The 16,287-nt window shown below is 60.5% G+C and carries 13 protein-coding genes; 7 read left to right on the top strand and 6 right to left on the bottom strand.

Translation table 11 applies throughout. From position 1 onward, the window contains the following. The 3 genes from QYH43_RS04890 to QYH43_RS04880 form a co-directional block, all read right to left on the bottom strand. Positions 1-906, bottom strand: a complete 906-nt coding sequence (locus QYH43_RS04890; RefSeq protein WP_053158646.1) for an amidohydrolase family protein — start codon at positions 904-906, stop codon at positions 1-3. A 4-nt stretch (positions 907-910) separates the two neighbouring features. Then, on the bottom strand, positions 911-1,840 hold the full coding sequence (locus QYH43_RS04885; RefSeq protein ID WP_053158649.1) for an amidohydrolase family protein: 930 nt from the start codon (positions 1,838-1,840) through the stop codon (positions 911-913). A 596-nt stretch (positions 1,841-2,436) separates the two neighbouring features. Further along, complete coding sequence (locus QYH43_RS04880) at positions 2,437-3,327, bottom strand: LysR substrate-binding domain-containing protein (RefSeq protein WP_301156537.1); 891 nt, start codon at positions 3,325-3,327, stop codon at positions 2,437-2,439. Positions 3,328-3,445: 118 nt separating this feature from the next. Between QYH43_RS04880 and QYH43_RS04875 the strand changes: the two genes are divergently transcribed. The 5 genes from QYH43_RS04875 to QYH43_RS04855 all read left to right on the top strand — a co-directional run bounded on the left by QYH43_RS04875 (position 3,446) and on the right by QYH43_RS04855 (position 9,111). Beyond that, positions 3,446-3,910, top strand: coding sequence for a (2Fe-2S)-binding protein (locus QYH43_RS04875; RefSeq protein WP_301156536.1), 465 nt, complete (start codon positions 3,446-3,448; stop codon positions 3,908-3,910). After that, on the top strand, positions 3,910-6,114 hold the full coding sequence (locus QYH43_RS04870) for a molybdopterin cofactor-binding domain-containing protein (protein WP_301156535.1): 2,205 nt from the start codon (positions 3,910-3,912) through the stop codon (positions 6,112-6,114). Before QYH43_RS04875 ends, QYH43_RS04870 begins: the two co-directional genes overlap by 1 nt. 6 nt (positions 6,115-6,120) lie before the next feature. After that, on the top strand, positions 6,121-7,011 hold the full coding sequence (locus tag QYH43_RS04865) for a LysR family transcriptional regulator (RefSeq protein ID WP_301156534.1): 891 nt from the start codon (positions 6,121-6,123) through the stop codon (positions 7,009-7,011). Between the two features lie 169 nt (positions 7,012-7,180). Next, positions 7,181-8,680, top strand: coding sequence for a helix-turn-helix transcriptional regulator (locus QYH43_RS04860; protein WP_301156533.1), 1,500 nt, complete (start codon positions 7,181-7,183; stop codon positions 8,678-8,680). Between the two features lie 179 nt (positions 8,681-8,859). Then, positions 8,860-9,111, top strand: a complete 252-nt coding sequence (locus QYH43_RS04855; RefSeq protein WP_095059939.1) for a DUF1652 domain-containing protein — start codon at positions 8,860-8,862, stop codon at positions 9,109-9,111. A 497-nt stretch (positions 9,112-9,608) separates the two neighbouring features. Here QYH43_RS04855 and QYH43_RS04850 read toward each other — a convergent pair whose 3' ends face one another. The 3 genes from QYH43_RS04850 to QYH43_RS04840 all read right to left on the bottom strand — a co-directional run bounded on the left by QYH43_RS04850 (position 9,609) and on the right by QYH43_RS04840 (position 12,708). Continuing rightward, positions 9,609-10,376 (bottom strand): SDR family oxidoreductase, encoded by a 768-nt coding sequence (locus tag QYH43_RS04850; protein WP_095151238.1) that lies wholly within the window; start codon positions 10,374-10,376, stop codon positions 9,609-9,611. Positions 10,377-10,531: 155 nt separating this feature from the next. Beyond that, positions 10,532-11,599 (bottom strand): phosphotransferase family protein, encoded by a 1,068-nt coding sequence (locus tag QYH43_RS04845; protein ID WP_301156532.1) that lies wholly within the window; start codon positions 11,597-11,599, stop codon positions 10,532-10,534. Between the two features lie 143 nt (positions 11,600-11,742). Then, entirely contained in the window at positions 11,743-12,708 is a 966-nt protein-coding gene (locus QYH43_RS04840) for a 2-hydroxyacid dehydrogenase (RefSeq protein WP_301156531.1), read from the bottom strand. 426 nt (positions 12,709-13,134) lie between these two features. Between QYH43_RS04840 and QYH43_RS04835 the strand changes: the two genes are divergently transcribed. Both QYH43_RS04835 and QYH43_RS04830 read left to right on the top strand, forming a co-directional pair. Beyond that, the gene (locus tag QYH43_RS04835; protein ID WP_301156530.1) at positions 13,135-14,415 is read left to right on the top strand and encodes a serine/threonine transporter; all 1,281 of its coding nucleotides are present in this window, start codon (positions 13,135-13,137) and stop codon (positions 14,413-14,415) included. Positions 14,416-14,567: 152 nt separating this feature from the next. Further along, a complete protein-coding gene (locus QYH43_RS04830) occupies positions 14,568-16,220 on the top strand; it encodes a SulP family inorganic anion transporter (protein ID WP_301156529.1) in 1,653 nt (550 codons plus the stop codon). The last annotated feature ends 67 nt before the right edge of the window (positions 16,221-16,287 follow it).

Below are 16,287 nucleotides of genomic sequence, written 5' to 3'. Positions count from 1 at the left end.
TCAGAGGTACGTCGTGGTCAGCCGGATGTCCGCCTCGATCAGGTCCTTGGGTGGCGGCGTCGGTTCGATGCCGCACAACCGGGCGATGTTGTTGCCCAGGTAATCCTCAAGGTGATCCTCATCGATGCCCAGCCCTTGCGGTGCCGGTGAGCACAACACCTCCAGTTCTCGCAGCCACATGCCCGGTTCGTTCGGCGGCGAGTCGGTGCCGAACACGATCTTGTTGCGCGGCAAATCCTTGGCGAACTCGACGATCCGCGACTGGAAGCACCAGCCGGATTCGCAGTACACGTTCGGCGTGTCCATGGCCATCCAGAACGCTTCGAACGAGTAGTTGCCACCGGTCTGGATTCCGAAGTGACCGATGATGAAATTGACCATCGGGAACTCGCGGATGATCGGGTAGAACATCGTCGGAATGGTGTATGGCCCGTCGCCGGTGTGGATCAGCACCACGATGTTGTACTTGGCGCAGACTTTCATCGCCGGGCGCAACCAGTCCAGCGCCCGGTCCGGGCGATAGCCGTGCATGTTGGCGTGCAGCTTGAGCATCTTGAAACCGTATTCCTTGATGTGGAACTCCAGCTCCGCCGCACCGTTTTCCGGTCCCCAGCGCGGGTTGAAGTTGAAGTTGCCGATGAAACGGTCCGGGTACTTCACGCAGAGTTCGGCGACGTAGGACATGTAGTCACGCACACCTTCGCGGCCCCGGCGGTTGCCGTCGCGATAACCGGTGTTGCCCGGTGGCGGCTGGATGAAGCCCATGTCGATGCGGCGCGGTTTGCCGTTGATCATGTACGGGCCGTCCATCAGCTTGAGCATGCGCTCGCCGGTGAAGGGTTCGCCGGTGTGGCGCCAGGCCTCGTCGACCAGGTTGGTAGGGTGCAGATGGGTGTCGATAATCATCGGTTCAGCTCCTGGCCAGTTGCGTGGTGACGGGGCGCTTTAGCTGCGCCTCTGCTTCGCAAACCGTGCGTGGTGGCGGGGTCGGTTCGAGGCCGATCATTCGTGCGGTGTTGTTGCCCAAGTACTCTTCGAGGGTGTCCTCGTCGAGGTTCAAACCCTGCGGCGGTTCGTGGCACAGCACTTCCAGCAGGCGCAGCCACATGCCCGGTTCGTTCGGCGGGGTGTCGGTGCCGAAGAGGATCTTGTGGGTCGGCAGGACCTTGGCGAACTCGACGATCCGCGATTGCAGGCACCAGCCCGATTCGCAGTAGACGTTGGGCAGTTCCATCGCCCATTGCATCGGTTCGAACACATAGACGCCACCGGTCTGCACGCCGAAGTGGGCCATGATGAAATCGACGTTGGGGAATTCCTTGATCATCGGCACCCATTCAGACGGGATGCTGTACGGCCCGTCGCCAGTGTGCAGCTTGACCGGGATGCCCAGCTCGGCACATTTTTCGAAGCACGGGCGCACCCAGTCCAGCGCGCGGTCGGGACGGTAGGCGTGCATGTTGGCTTGCATCTGCACCATCTTGAAACCGTGTTCCTTGACGTAGCGCTCGATGGCCTCGACGCCGTTTTCCACGCCGCAGCGCGGGTTGTAGACGAAGCAGCCGATGAAGCGGTCCGGGTAGGTCTGGACCATTTTCAGCGTGTAGGCCATGTAGGCGTCGATGGACTCGCGACCGGTCAGGTCGCCGTCGGTCCAGGTGTAGATGGTGTTGCCCTGCGGGGGCTGGATGAAGGCTTTGTCGATGCGGCGAGGCTTGCCGTTGACCATGTACGGGCCATCCATCATCTCCAGCAGACGCTCGCCGGTGAACGGGTCACCGTCATGCCTCCAGGCGAGGTCCACCAGATCGGTGGGATAGCAGCTGATATCGATGATCATTGAAGTCGATCTCCTGATAGCGGGGTAGGGAACCTTGCGGTTCACAGCAGCCACGTCCCGGGCAATCGGCCATTTCTATGCGCAAAAAATCACGCATTCCCTCGCCTGGTCGCATCCGGCTCGGGACGCTGGCTGCTTGGGGGGAAGTATTGGAAGGGGGTGTCGGGTTCGTACAATATTAATTGGGCGAGGGGTTGATATGTGTTCGATATGGCTGTGTGTTGGCTGGGCGGGCCTCATCGCTGGCAAGCCAGCTCCTACAGTGATCGATGGTGTTAACCCAATCTGTTACACCCCAAAAAACCCTGTAGGAGCTGGCTTGCCAGCGATGGCGTTCGATAGGTTTTTTGTGTTGGCTGGGCGGGCCTCATCGCTGGCAAGCCAGCTCCCACAGTGATCGATGGTGTTAACCCAATCTGTTACACCCCACAAAACCCTGTAGGAGCTGGCTTGCCAGCGAAGGCGTTCGATAGGTTTTTTGTGTTGACTGGGCGGGCCTCATCGCTGGCAAGCCAGCTCCTACAGTGATCGATGGTGTTAACCCAATCTGCTATACACCACAAAACCCTGTAGGAGCTGGCTTGCCAGCGAAGGCGTCAGGATTGTGTACGCAAAGCCAACTGCTTGACCGCCTCAACCACCGGCGCCACTCGCTCGGCCTGACCCGGCGGCCACACTGCATACAGGTTGTAATGCGCCACAATCTGCGCGTCGTTCAATGCCACCAATCGCCCGCTGCGCAACGCATCCGCCGCCAGCAATCCGCGCACCAACCCTGCGCCGACACCGGCTTCGGCCGCCGCAATCAGGCTCGCCGCGTTATCAAACACCACCCGCGCCGGTGGCTCGGTGGGCTCCATACCGGCAGCATCCAGCCACGGAATCCACGAGCGTCGCGTGTAACCCAACAGCGGCAGTTCAAGGATCTGCGCCGGACTCAACGGCAGTTGCGAACCCAGGCGCTCCAGCAGCGCAGGCGAGGCCACCGCCATCACTCGATCCCCGCAGATCTGCGTCATCTCGCAGTCTTCCCATTCGCCATAACCGTAGCGCAAGGCCAGGTCCACGCGTTCGAATGCGCTGCGGTCCGAGCGCGGCATCGACAGCAATACCACTTCATGATCGGGCAACAGATCCAGCAATTGCGGCAAGCGCGGGTTGAGCCAGCTCTGGGCCAGTTCACTGTCGACATCCAGGGTCAGGCGTTGCGCCACGCTGCGGTTCTTCACCGAAGACAGCGCCCGGTCGATCTGCGCCAAGCCGTCGGACAGCACGCTGGCGAACAGTTGCCCGGCGTCGGTCAGGTTGCTGCCGCCGCCTTCGCGTACGAACAGCGGCTGGCCGATGAACTCTTCCAGCGAGCGAATCTGCTGGCTGATGGCGCTGTGGGTCAGGTCCAGTTTGCGCGCCGCGCTGGAGAAACTGCCGCTGCGCGCCGCCTGGATAAACGCATTCATGGACTGCACCGACGGGTATCGCTTGTACATGCTGTTAGTCCTACTTACACAGGATGGCAGAAATCGTCGCTGGCCCGATTTTCACAAGGCTTCCAATAATCGATCACCAGGCCTGCACAAAGACGGGCCGCTCTCTTGGAGCCTGACAATGATCGAATTCACGGTAAACGGCGAACGACGCGAGCTGGTAGAGACATTGCCCTCCATGCCCTTGTTATGGGTATTGCGTGACCACTTGAAACTCACCGGTACCAAGTTCGGTTGCGGCATGGGTCTGTGCGGCGCGTGCACCGTGCACCTGGACGGCGTCGCCGTGCGTTCCTGCCAGCTGCCGGTCGCCGCTGCGGCGGGGCACAGCATCACCACCATCGAAGGCTTGTCGCCGACTGAACAGCATCCGCTGCAACTGGCGTGGGTTGCCGAAGATGTCCCGCAATGCGGTTACTGTCAATCCGGTCAGATCATGTCCGCCGCGGCGCTGCTCAACACCGGCGCGGCGGTCACCGACGATTCGATCCGCAACGCCATGTCCGGCAACGTGTGCCGGTGCGGTACTTACGGGCGCATCAACAAAGCGATCAAACGTGCGGCGTCCGCGCTGAAGGAGGCGTGATGACGATCTCCCCGATGGATCTCTCGCGGCGCGTGTTTCTCAAGCAAACTGCAACCGTTGCCTCCGGCCTGGCCATTGCGTTTTACCTGCCGTCCAGCCTTGCTGCGACTGACCCGAAAGCCCCAGCACCTGCCGGTGAATTCGAACCCAACGCCTGGGTGCGGATCCTGCCCGACGGCACGGTGAAACTGGTGGTGCACAAGCACGATTCCGGCACCGGAACGCATACGGCCTTGGCCGCCTGTGTGGCCGAGGAGCTGGACGTCAACCCGATGACCGTGCAGGTGATCTCGCCGGAAGACCCGTTCTTCGAAACCTACATTCATCCGATCTGGAAAGTCTTCTCCACCGGCGGCAGCACCAGCGTTTCACTGGAATACGATCGCCTGCGCATGGCCGGCGCCACGGCCCGAGCGCTATTGATCGCAGCGGCGGCCAAACAGTGGAAAGTCAGCCCCGACAGCTGCGCAACCGAAGAGGGCCGTGTTGTTCATGCGGCGAGCAAGCGCAGCCTAGGTTTCGGCGAATTGGTCGATGTTGCCGCGCACCTGCCGGCACCGACCAAGGTCACGCTCAAGGATCCGTCGCAGTTCAAGTACATCGGCAAACTACGGCATAAGCGCGACGCCCAGGCCAAGGTCTGCGGGCGCTTCAAGTACAGCATAGATGTGGTGCTGCCGGACATGCAGGTGGCAGTCATCCAGCGTACGCCGGTGGTGGGGGCGAAAGTGCTGTCGGTGGACTCGGCTGCGACGCTGCAAGTACCGGGTGTACGCAAGGTGATTGTGGTGCCGGGACGGCCGGATGTGCTCGGCGGCAATCTGGAAGGCGTCGCGGTGCTGGCCGACAACTATTGGGCGGCGCATCAGGGCCGGGCACTGCTGAAGGTGCAATGGAGCGATTCGCCCTTGGCCGGTTTCGACAGCGATGAACTGGTCAAGACCCAAACGGCAGCGCTGAGCGACAAAGGCGCGCAACGGGTCTCTGCCATGGCTGCGGGAGATGTGAGCGCGCAATGGCCGGTCGCCGCGAAGCTGATCGAAGCCGATTACCGCATGCCGTACAAAGTGCAGAACCCGCTGGAACCGATTTGCATCACCGCGCAGGTCAAGGACAACGCCATCACCTACTGGGGCGGGGTGCAGGTGCCGTCATCGGCGCTGGAAGCGGCGCACGTCGTGTGCAAGATCGCCAAGGACAAGGTCACCATCAACGAGCTGGTGTCCGGCGGCAGCTTCGGTGCGCGGGAAGCAAAGTATTGGCTGTTTGAAGTGGCCTACCTGGCGCAACAGGCCAAGGTGCCGGTGAAGTTGATGAACAGCCGCGAAGATGAAATGCGCTCATTGTTTATGCACCCGGCCACGCTGCACCGGGTCAAAGGGGCGCTGGATGCTCAAGGTCGATTGACTGCTTTGCAGCTCAACGCGGTGTCGCCAGCCTCACCGGAACAATGGGAACCGGGCTATTTCGAGCGCCCGGACAAGATGGATTACAGCACCACCGAAGCCATCACCGCTTGGGATTTTGCCTATCGCCCGGCGAACCTGGACCTGGTCTGGGTCAAGCACGAAAGTGACGTGCCCAGCGGCTGGTATCGTTCGGTGAGCTTCATCCCCAACGTGTTCGCCGTGGAAAGCTTCATGGATGAACTGGCCCATGGCGCAGGGCAAGATCCGTTGGCCTTTCGCCTGGCCCACATGCAAGACCGGCCAAGGCATGTCGCGGTGCTGAAAAGCGCCGCCGAACGCGCCGGTTGGGGTAAGCCATTACCAGAGGGCACGGCGCTGGGGGTCGCCACCAATCAGGGTTACACCAGTTTCATCGCGGTGGTCGCGCGCCTGTCGAAGAAGGACGGCGCGATCAAGATCGACAAGCTCACCTGCGTGGTCGATTGCGGCCTCGCGGTGTCGCCCGGTGGAGTCGAAGAGCAGATCTATGGCGGCTTGATGTGGGGGCTGGGCCACGCGTTGTTCGATCAAATGGACATCAAACAGGGCAGGGTGGTGCAGAGTAATTTCCACGACTATCGGGTGCCACGCATGTCGGACATGCCGGCGGTGGACATCCTGGTCGTCGACGGCGAGCCGTCCAAACCGGGTGGCGTTGGCGAACTGGGCAGCCCGTCGGTAGCCCCGGCCATTGCCAACGCGTTGTTCAGCCTGACCGGTGTGCGCCAGCGTTCGACGCCATTGACGTTGGGATAACCGGGTATGGACTTGCGCTTGTTGAGGTACTTCATGGCACTGGCCGAAGAGCTGCATTTCGGCCGCGCCGCGACCCGTTTGCACATCTGCCAGCCACCGCTGAGCCAGCAGATTCGTCTGCTGGAGGAGGAATTGGGCACGCCGTTGTTCGAGCGCAGCCATCACCGGGTTGAGCTGACGGCCGCCGGGCAAATGCTCAAGGAACAGGCGCCGCTGGTGTTCGAGCAACTCAACCGCGCGCTGGACCTGACGCGTCAGACCGGCCGTGGCCAGTTGGGCGAACTGGAAATCGGCATGATCAGCTCGGTGATGGTCGGTGTGCTACCCCGCGCCTTACACCTTTTTCGCGAGCGTTATCCGCACGTCAACTGGCGGTTGCATGAAATGACCCCGGCGGCGCAGGTCAAGGCGTTGAAGGAAAAACGCATCGATGCCTGTGTGTTCCGGGTCGGTTACGACGATCCGCAGTTGCGCAACGAACTGTTGATCTACGAGCCGATCCGGGTGGTCATGCCGGCCGATCATCCGCTGGCAACGCGTGCAACCCTGGCGCCATCGGATTTGGCTCAGGAACCCTTTGTGGCGCTGGAACTGAAGCAGTCGCGGTTCGCCGATTTTCTGTTCCAGTGCTGCATCCAGGCCGGGTTTACCCCGCAGATTCGCCAGCAAGTGATTGAGGTGCAAACGCTGCTGAGCCTGGTCCGGGCCGGTTTCGGCGTGGCGTTGTTGCCGGCGTCCATCGAGCAATTGGCACCGGCCGGACTGGTGTTTCGACGCCTGACCCCGGCAATGCCGGAAGTGCCGCTGTACGCCACGTACCGCGCGGACGACGACTCACCGGTGCTCAAGTTGTTCCTCGATACCTTGCGCGAATTGGTGCTGCAAGACGCCCTATAAACGCGGTACAGGTAGGCGCTGGCTTGCCAGCGAAAGCGGTGGGTCATTCAACACATTGGTTGGCAGGTTGACGCCTTCGCCAGCAAGCCGGCTCCTACAAAGGTTCTTTGCACTATCCAAAACCTCGGAGGTCGTACTTTCACAGGGTCACATCACTTGTGGAGCCGCAATGAGCCAGGACGTCCTGACCACCGAAACCAACCGTCGCCAGTTGCAGCAGATCATCGCGGGCCTGTCCGACGGCGTGATCCTGCTCGACCCCGACCAGTCCATCCGCTGGGCCAATGAAGCGGCTTTGGCCATGCATGGCGTCTCGCGCGTCAGCGATCTGGGCCCCGATGCCAAGGCCTACACCCAGCGTTTCGTCCTGCGCTATCGCAATAATCACCGGGTGCCCGTCGACAGCTATCCGATCAACCGCGTTGCGTGCGGCGAGACCTTCGGTGACGTCGTGGTGGAAGTGAACCCCACGGCAGACGCAGAAGAACGTGCGTGGGTTCACCGTGTCCGTAGCCTGGTCCTGGCGGACAGCCAAGGCGAGCCGGAGTCCCTGGTGCTGATCATGGACGACGTCACTGACTGGGCCAACGCCGAGCAGCGTTTCGAGAAAACCTTCGCGGCCAACCCCGCACCGGCGGTAATTTGTCGCCTCAGTGATTTGCGCTACATCAAGGTCAATCCCGGCTTCCTTGAAATGACCGGCTATGCCCGCGATCAGGTGATCGGCACCTCCACCTATGAACTGGATGTACTGGAGCAAGCCGAAAACAAAGAACTGGCCAAGCAGCGTTTGCGCGAGGGGGGCACCATTCCACAGATGTCGGCTGAGTTGCGGCTACGGGACGGCGGTAGCAAACAGGTCATCGTCGCCGGCCAGCCGCTGGATCTCAACGACGAAGCCTGCATGTTGTTTTCTTTCGTCGACATGGAACCGCGACGCAAGGCCGAAGTGGCCCTGCGCCAGAGCGAAGAACGTTTTGCCAAGGCGTTTCGCCTGTCGCCGGTGCCCATTCTGGTGTGTGCTGCCGCCGAACAGGTGGTGCTGGACGTCAACGAAGCGTTCCTCGATACCCTCGGTTATTCGAGTGAGGAGGTGCTTGGCGTGACCATGGCGCAGATCGATTTCATCGACGACAAGTCGGCCCGTACACGGCTGTTCGCGGCGCTGGAGAAAACCGGGCGACTGGATCGTATCGAGGTGCGCCTGCGCAAAAAAGACGCCGGATTGATCGACTGCGCCGTCTCGGCCGAGACCGTGAATATTCAGGACAATCGCTGCTATCTGCTGGTACTGATGGACATCACCGAGCGCAAGCGTACCGAGCTCGAGTTGGTGTCGGCCATCGAAGAGGTGATGAAAGACGCTTCGTGGTTCAGCCGCACGTTGATCGAAAAACTGGCGAACGTGAAGAGTGTCAACTCACCGAAACTGGCCAGTGTCTCGTTCGCCGACCTTACGGCCCGCGAACGCGACGTCCTGGGCCTGATTTGCGAAGGCCTGGCCGACAAGGAAATCGCCGCACGCCTGAAACTGGCGCCGAACACCGTGCGCAATCATGTGGCTATGGTGTATTCCAAGCTCGATGTGCACAGCCGCAGTGAGGCGATTGTCTGGGCCCGGGAGCGCGGTTTGTTCAGCGGTGAGTGGCGGTCCAGGGGGCCGCTATAAAGGTGCAAATGCACCAGGAAGCAAGGTGCAAATTCATGTGTTGAGCGGGTGCGGCTGTTTTTAGGCTGGAAGCGTGTGGCAGGTGCCTTCGAATGCCCTGCGTGTTCCCTTCGAAATCGCTCAGGAACCGCCCCAATGACTCAACAATACGATGTGGCTTGCGCCAAGGCTCCCTCGCGATGATCACGCAAGCGCAACTGCGGATGCAGATTGAACAGGGTTTTGCGCCGCTGGCCTGTGAGTGCAGCGTCACGGGTGACCATTCGCTGACCGTCAAGCTCTATCACCCGGTCACGGGACAGGTGGATCTGGTGGTCAGTGGCTTGAACATGATGACACTGCAGTCGGCCGAATCAGTGACGGCATTGATCGAAGAGCTGCGCTACGAACTTGAGACCAGCAGCCTGAACCGACCCGATCAGGCGATGTAAGAACTGTCAGGTTTTGCTGGCAACGGTCACTGGCGTGGCGATAAGTGGAGTGCAAATCATTTTTTTGTGACAGGTGCATGGACTTTGCACGCGGGTTCTGTTGTCACAAAAAAGTGTCTTTTCACTTATCGCGGGTCAACCGATGAAAACTCTTGGGAAACGCGTTTGTACTCCACTGTCGCTCGCTTTCTGCGCGGCGATGTTCGCGGGCTGCTCCAGCCCACCACCCCCGGCACCGCTGCCACCGCCTGAACGCACCTGTGAAACTCAGGATAAGACCGATGTCCTGGGCGATGTACGGGGCGAAAACGGCGAGGTCACACGAATGACCACGACTACCCGGTGTGTCACGCAGTAAGCCCGTCGCATGGCTTCTGTAGGCACGAGCTTGCTCGCGATGGTCTCAAGTACGCGGTGTTTAGCCAGTCAGCACGCGTCATCGTTAACGCCCATCGCGAGCAGGCTCGCTCCTGCAGGGTTTTTTGGTGGTCAGGTCATCAGGACAGGAAACCGCCATCCACATTCAGCGAAACGCCGGTGGTGTAGCTGGAAGCATCGCTGGCCAGGTAAAGCACCGCGCCGGCCATTTCGTTTGGATCAGCCACACGCTTGAGCGGAATCTGCTGCAACGCGGTGTTCAAAATGGCCTCGTTCTTCACCAGTGCCGAGGCGAACTTGGTGTCGGTCAGACCCGGCAGCAGGGCGTTGCAACGGATGCCGAACTGCGCGCATTCCTTGGCAAACACTTTGGTCATGTTGATGACCGCCGCTTTGGTCACCGAATAGATACCCTGGAAGATCCCCGGCGAAACACCGTTGATCGACGCCACGTTGATGATGCTGCCGCCACCGTTTTCGCGCATCAGCTTGCCGGCTTCGACCGACATGAAGAAGTAACCGCGGATGTTCACGTCGACGGTTTTCTGGAAAGCGCCGAGGTCGGTGTCCAGTACGTTGCAGAATTGCGGGTTGGTCGCGGCGTTGTTGACCAGGATGTCCAGGCGTCCGAACTGTTCCTTGATACCGGCGAAGACCTGGCTGATCTGTTCCATCTCGCCAATGTGGCAAGCGACGGCGGTGGCTTTGCCGCCAGCGGCGATGATCGCGTCGGCCACGTGCTGGCAACCCTCGAGCTTACGGCTCGAAACGATGACGTGGGCACCTTGTTGGGCCAGGAGTTTGGCGATGGCCTCACCGATGCCACGGCTGGCGCCGGAGACGAAAGCGATCTTGCCGTCGAGGTCGAACAACTGAGTCTTGGACATGGGATTCCCTTAAAAAAGTCTTGTTGTTGTGTCAAATGCCGGGGTGTCGCTGATGCTGTTTGGTCGGGGCGGCTTGCTGCGATAGGTCATTGAACGAGTGTTATCGTTCACGATCTTCGCGAGCAGGCTCGCTCCTACAGGGGATCGCATCGAGGTCAGAGGGTGGATTTCTGGATGACCTGCAAGCTCATCTGCTCCAGCAGTTTGTTCATGTGAATGAACTGCGCGAAGCGTTTGTCCTGGGTTTGGCCGTGGTAGAAGCGGTAGTAGATCTGCTGCACGATGCCGGCCAGGCGGAACAAGCCGTAGGTGTAGTAGAAGTCGAAATTGTCGATCTGGATGCCTGAGCGCTGGGCGTAGTAATCGACGAACTCGCGGCGGGTCAACATGCCCGGTGCGTGGCTTGGCTGGCGGCGCATCAGTTGCACCGGTGCCGGGTCATCGGCTTCGATCCAGTAGGCGAGCGTGTTGCCCAGGTCCATCAGCGGGTCACCGAGGGTAGTCAGTTCCCAGTCGAGTACGCCGATGATCTGCATCGGGTTGCTCGGGTCGAGGATCACGTTATCGAAGCGGTAATCGTTGTGGACGATGCTGGAGGTCGGGTGATCGGCCGGCATCTTGTCGTTGAGCCAGACCTTGACCGCTTCCCACTGCGGGGCGTCAGGGGTCAGGGCTTTTTCGTAGCGATCGCTCCAGCCTTTGATCTGCCGCGCCACATAACCTTCGGGTTTGCCGAGGTCGCCCAGGCCATAGGCGTTGTAGTCAACCTGATGCAGCTCGACGAACTTGTCGATGAAGCTTTTGCACAGGGCTTCGGTTTTTGCCGAATCCAGCCCCAGCTCCGGTGGCACTTCGGAACGCAGAATGATGCCGTTGACCCGTTCCATCACATAGAACTCGGCACCGATCACCGATTCGTCGGTGCAGTGCACGTAGGCTTTCGGACAGTACGGAAAACCGTCGCGCAATTGATTGAGGATGCGAAATTCGCGGCCCATGTCGTGGGCGGACTTGGCCTTGTGACCGAAGGGCGGACGACGCAGGACAAACTCCTGCCCCGGGTATTCCAGCAAATAGGTGAGGTTCGACGCACCGCCCGGGAACTGGCTGATCTTCGGCAGACCGCTGAGACCCGGAATATGGGCCTTGAGGTATGGATCGATCAGGCTGGCATCGAGCTCTTCGCCGGTGCGGATACGGGTGGACTGGTCAGTAAGCGTCATGCTTATCCCTTCTGCTTATTCTGGAGGCCTGGAACTATTGGCTAATCTAATGCGCATACCCCACGCCCACAACAAAGAACGGCCCTTATTGGTGAGCGTGTTGCCGGCCAATCATTGCTTTTGATACACGCGTTTGAATTGTCTTACATGACAGCACTGCCGACGCTGCTGGGCATTTCGATCGGGGTTAATACGGGTTGACCGGAAAAAAATGCCGTGAGGTTTTTGCCCACCAGTTCGACGGTGGCCTGTGTGGCTTCCGGGGACAACCCCGCAACGTGGGGGGTGAGAATCACGTTGGACAAGGTTTTCAGGGCCTGTGGCACTTGCGGCTCGGCATCGAATACATCCAGCGCGGCGCCGGCGATACGGCGCTGTTCAAGGGCAGTGATCAGGTCAGCGGTGGCGACCACACTGGCCCGGGCGATGTTCACGATGAACCCGTTCGGACCCAGGGCATCGAGCACCTGGCGGTTGATCAGGTGTTTGGTGCCAAGGCCGCCGGGCGTGGCGATGATCAGGAAATCCGAGGCCCGCGCCAGTTCCGTGGGGGTCGAGCAGAACGTGTAGGGCACGTCGCTGCGGTGCTGGCGGTTGTGATAGCAAACGCTCATGTCAAAACCGGCGGCTGCGCGTTTGGCGATGGCCATGCCGACCGCGCCGAGGCCGAGGATGCCCAGGCGTTTGCCGGCGAGGGAAGGGCGCATGATTTTTGGCCATTCGCCACGGCGCACGGCGGCATCACAGCGCGGCACGTCGCGTACCAGCGCCAGCAGCAGCGCCATGGCGTGGTCCGCGACGGAGGAGGCGTTGACCCCGGCGCCGTTGGTGACGGTGATGCCCCGGTCGGCAGCGGCTTTCAAATCGACATGTTCATAGCCGGCGCCGATCACACAGATGATCTTGAGGTTGGGCAGCGCCGCGATTTCATCGGCATACAGCCCCAAAGGCCCACGGGTCAGAACGGCATCGATCTGGCTGGCATGCCGGGCAATGGCTTCGGCGCGCTCGGAGGGGGTGGGGGCCAGAATCAAGTGGAAGCCCTGATGTTCGAGGATCGGCAGGTAATCGTTGATGGTTTCAACCAGTACCAGAACGGTTGTAGGCATGCTTGGCTCCTGAGGGCGTCGGAAAGGTGGGCTCGAACGTCAATTGAGATGGCGGGCTGTGCGAGGTTTGGCAATCGCCAACGTTTGCCATTACTGGCTACTTTACTCAGTGTAGGAGCTGGCACAGCCTGCGATGAATTTCTGATTGTGTCTGCTTTTCAGGCGGCTGTGAAACGGAGCTAGCGTGCTCCGGAATGCATTGGCACATTCGACAGTTGTTTGATCGGACACACCGTATATCGTGAGCAAGTTCATTTTTATCGGTTTTTTTCGACAATCTGGTACCACCGTTCCTCACCTAAGTCTTTGCTTCTGCTCACTAATCCTCCAGAATCGCGCCCCTGTTTCGGCCAGGGCGCTGCCTGTCGGGTATTCCGACGCGTCCGGGCCGGGTGGCAAGTGACCGGAATGTGGAGATCCCACCGGATGAATGATCAGGCCAATAGCGTCAACAAACGCTATGTAGAAGCGACACCCGCGACGCTTTCGAGCTGGAATCGCCAAGACACCACCTGGATGCTGGGCCTGTTTGGCACGGCGATTGGTGCAGGAACCCTGTTTTTGCCAATCAATGCGGGCCTGGGCGGTTTCTGGCCGCTGCTGATCCTGGCGTTGCTGGCGTTTCCCATGACGTTCTACGCACACCGTGGACTGACCCGTTTCGTGCTGTCCGGTCGCGAAGGCGCCGACATCACTGAAGTGGTGGAAGAGCACTTCGGCATCAAGGCCGGCGCGCTGATCACCTTGCTGTACTTCTTCGCCATTTTCCCGATCCTGTTGATCTACAGCGTGGCGCTGACCAATACCGTGGGCAGTTTCCTCGAGCATCAACTGCACATCATACCGCCACCGCGCGCCGTGCTGTCGCTGGTGCTGATCCTCGGCCTGCTGGCAGTGGTGCGCTGCGGCGAGCAGATGATCGTCAAGGCCATGAGCCTGATGGTGTACCCGTTCATCGTCGCGCTGCTGTTTTTGGCGGTGTACCTGGTTCCGCACTGGAACGGCGGCATCCTCGCCACCGCAAGCCAGGTGCCTGCCCCTTCGGCGTTGCTGCACACCCTGTGGTTGGCGATTCCGGTGATGGTGTTCTCGTTCAACCACTCGCCGATCATTTCGGCGTTCGCGGTGGACCAGAAGCGTCGTTACGGTCAACACGCCGAAGAGCGCAGTTCGCAGATCCTGTCGCGCGCCCATCTGTTGATGGTGGTGATGGTGTTTTTCTTCGTCTTCAGCTGCGTGCTGACCCTGTCGCCGGCACAACTGGCGGAAGCGAAGGCGCAGAACCTGTCGATCCTGTCCTACCTGGCCAACCACTTCAGCAATCCGACCATCGCCTTCGCCGCGCCGTTGATTGCTTTCGTGGCCATTTCCAAGTCGTTCCTGGGGCACTACATCGGCGCCAGCGAAGGCCTCAAGGGCTTGATCGTGAAGAGCGGCAAGCGTCCAACAGCCAAGGCTCTGGACCGCATGACCGCGGCCTTCATGCTGGTGGTGTGCTGGATCGTCGCCACGCTGAACCCGAGCATCCTCGGCATGATCGAGACCCTGGGCGGCCCGATTATCGCGGCGATCCTGTTCCTGATGCCGATGTACGCGATCCGCAAAGTGCCGGCGATGGCGCGTTATCGCGGTCAGGCGTCCAACGTCTTCGTGACGGCGGTGGGCCTGGTGGCGATCACGGCGTTGATTTACTCGCTGACGGCCTGATTTAAAGGTCAAGAGATCGCAGCCTGCGGCAGCTCCTACCGGGATCGGATCATCCGTAGGCGCTGCCGCAGGCTGCGATCTTTTGATTTTCAGCTACAGTGGCCGCTGCACGTGATACGTGCAGCGGTTTTTTTTCGCCTGGAGACATCGGATTGCCCAGCGCCTCGACTACCCATTCCACCGAACGACCCAGTCGCTGGCAGGACCTGTTGGCCGGGTTGTCGATTGCCGGCCTGTTGTTGCCCGAAGCGGTGGCTTATTCAAGCATCGCGGCATTGGCACCCCAGGCCGGGGTGATCGCCTTGTTTGCCGGGTTGCTGTGTTATGGCCTGCTCGGCACCAGCCGCTTTGCGATTGTCTCGGCGACGTCGTCGTCCGCCGCGGTGCTCGCGGCGGCCACTGCGACGTTGGCCAATGGCGACTCTGAGCTTCGCTCGACGCTGGCCATCGGGCTGGTGCTGATGACCGGGCTTTTCTTCTTGCTGGCCGGGTTGTTCAAACTCGGCAGCGTGACCTCGTTCATTGCCAAGCCGGTGTTGCGCGGGTTTGCCTTTGGCCTGGCCCTGACCATCATTCTCAAGCAGGTCGCCAGCGTGGTCGGGGTGCATTTGACCGATGCCAGCCTGGTGCGCTTTCTGCCGCAACTGCTTGAACAATTGCCGCAATGGAACTGGGTGGCGGCGGCGGTTGGCGCGGCGGCATTGGCCTTGTTATGGCTGTTTGGGCGGTTTCGGCGTTTGCCGGGCGGGATGTTGGTGGTGGTGATTGGCATTGCGGCGGGCCAGTGGCTGAACCTGCCGGCTTATGGTGTGAAACTGATCGGCATGATCGATCTGAGCCTTGAGGTGCCAAGACTGCCGGTGCTGCCGTTTTCCGACTGGTTGCGCTTGGGTGAACTGGCGTTCGCGATGGTGATGATCCTGTACGCGGAGTCTTATGGTTCGATCAGTTCCTACGCGCTCAAGCATGGTGATCGCGTCAAGTCGAACCGCGACTTGCTGGCCCTCGGCGCGTCCAACCTGCTGTCCGGCCTGTTCCACGGGATGCCGGCGGGGGCGGGGTATTCGGCGACATCGGCGAACGAAGCGGCCGGTGCAACTTCGCGCCTGGCAGGCATCGTGGCGGCGCTGGTGGTACTGATTATTGTGCTGACGGTCCTGCCTTACATTGCCCTGACACCGGAACCGGTCCTCGCTGCCATCGTCATTCATGCGTTGGGGCGCGGCTTGAGTCTGCAACCGTTGGGGCGCTACTTCATCTGGCGCCGTGACCGGCTGTTGGTGATCTGCGCGGTGGGCGCGGTCCTGATGCTCGGGGTGCTGGACGGCTTGTTGGTAGCGGTGGCGATCAGTGTGCTGCTGATGCTCAAGCAAATGTCGGCGGCGGATATCCAGATTCTGGGGCGCATCGATGGCGGTCACGACTTTGTCGACCTGCAACGCCATCCAACGGCGCAAGCCGTGCCGGGCGTGTTGATTGTGCGGCCGGGTGAGGCGTTGTTCTTTGCCAATGTCGAGCGAATTCTTGGCGGTGCGATGCGCTTGATCCGGCATTCGCAAACACCGATTCATACGGTGATTCTCAGTCTTGAGGAGTCCCCCGACCTGGATGGCACCAGCATTGAGGCGTTGCAGGAGTTTTTTGTGCGGGTGCATCAGGAAGGCAAGCGGTTGATGCTGGCGCGGCTTAAGGATCAAGCGCAGTCGGTGTTGGCAGCGTTGCCGGAGGTGGAGGCAAACGGGGCGGTGCTGAGTGGGTTGAGTGTGGATGGAGCGGTGCAGCAAGCGCTCAAACGGAACACATAATCGGTGGGAGGGTTTTTGTGGCGAGGGGGCTTGCCCCCTCGCCACAAAAAGCTCTCACTTCACTGGC

Source organism: Pseudomonas sp. C32, assembly GCF_030417915.1.
Classification (GTDB): domain Bacteria; phylum Pseudomonadota; class Gammaproteobacteria; order Pseudomonadales; family Pseudomonadaceae; genus Aquipseudomonas.
Note: the sequence above shows the minus strand (reverse complement) of the source record. Positions and strands in the feature narration are given on the sequence as shown.

Coding starts and splice junctions, on each gene's coding strand:
- QYH43_RS04880 (WP_301156537.1), bottom strand. CDS start 3,327: ATGTACAAGCGATACCCGTCGGTGCAGTCCATGAATGCGTTTATCCAG.
- QYH43_RS04890 (WP_053158646.1), bottom strand. CDS start 906: ATGATTATCGACACCCATCTGCACCCTACCAACCTGGTCGACGAGGCC.
- QYH43_RS04840 (WP_301156531.1), bottom strand. CDS start 12,708: ATGCCTACAACCGTTCTGGTACTGGTTGAAACCATCAACGATTACCTG.
- QYH43_RS04835 (WP_301156530.1), top strand. CDS start 13,135: ATGAATGATCAGGCCAATAGCGTCAACAAACGCTATGTAGAAGCGACA.
- QYH43_RS04845 (WP_301156532.1), bottom strand. CDS start 11,599: ATGACGCTTACTGACCAGTCCACCCGTATCCGCACCGGCGAAGAGCTC.
- QYH43_RS04885 (WP_053158649.1), bottom strand. CDS start 1,840: ATGATCATCGATATCAGCTGCTATCCCACCGATCTGGTGGACCTCGCC.
- QYH43_RS04870 (WP_301156535.1), top strand. CDS start 3,910: ATGACGATCTCCCCGATGGATCTCTCGCGGCGCGTGTTTCTCAAGCAA.
- QYH43_RS04855 (WP_095059939.1), top strand. CDS start 8,860: ATGATCACGCAAGCGCAACTGCGGATGCAGATTGAACAGGGTTTTGCG.
- QYH43_RS04850 (WP_095151238.1), bottom strand. CDS start 10,376: ATGTCCAAGACTCAGTTGTTCGACCTCGACGGCAAGATCGCTTTCGTC.
- QYH43_RS04875 (WP_301156536.1), top strand. CDS start 3,446: ATGATCGAATTCACGGTAAACGGCGAACGACGCGAGCTGGTAGAGACA.
- QYH43_RS04860 (WP_301156533.1), top strand. CDS start 7,181: ATGAGCCAGGACGTCCTGACCACCGAAACCAACCGTCGCCAGTTGCAG.
- QYH43_RS04865 (WP_301156534.1), top strand. CDS start 6,121: ATGGACTTGCGCTTGTTGAGGTACTTCATGGCACTGGCCGAAGAGCTG.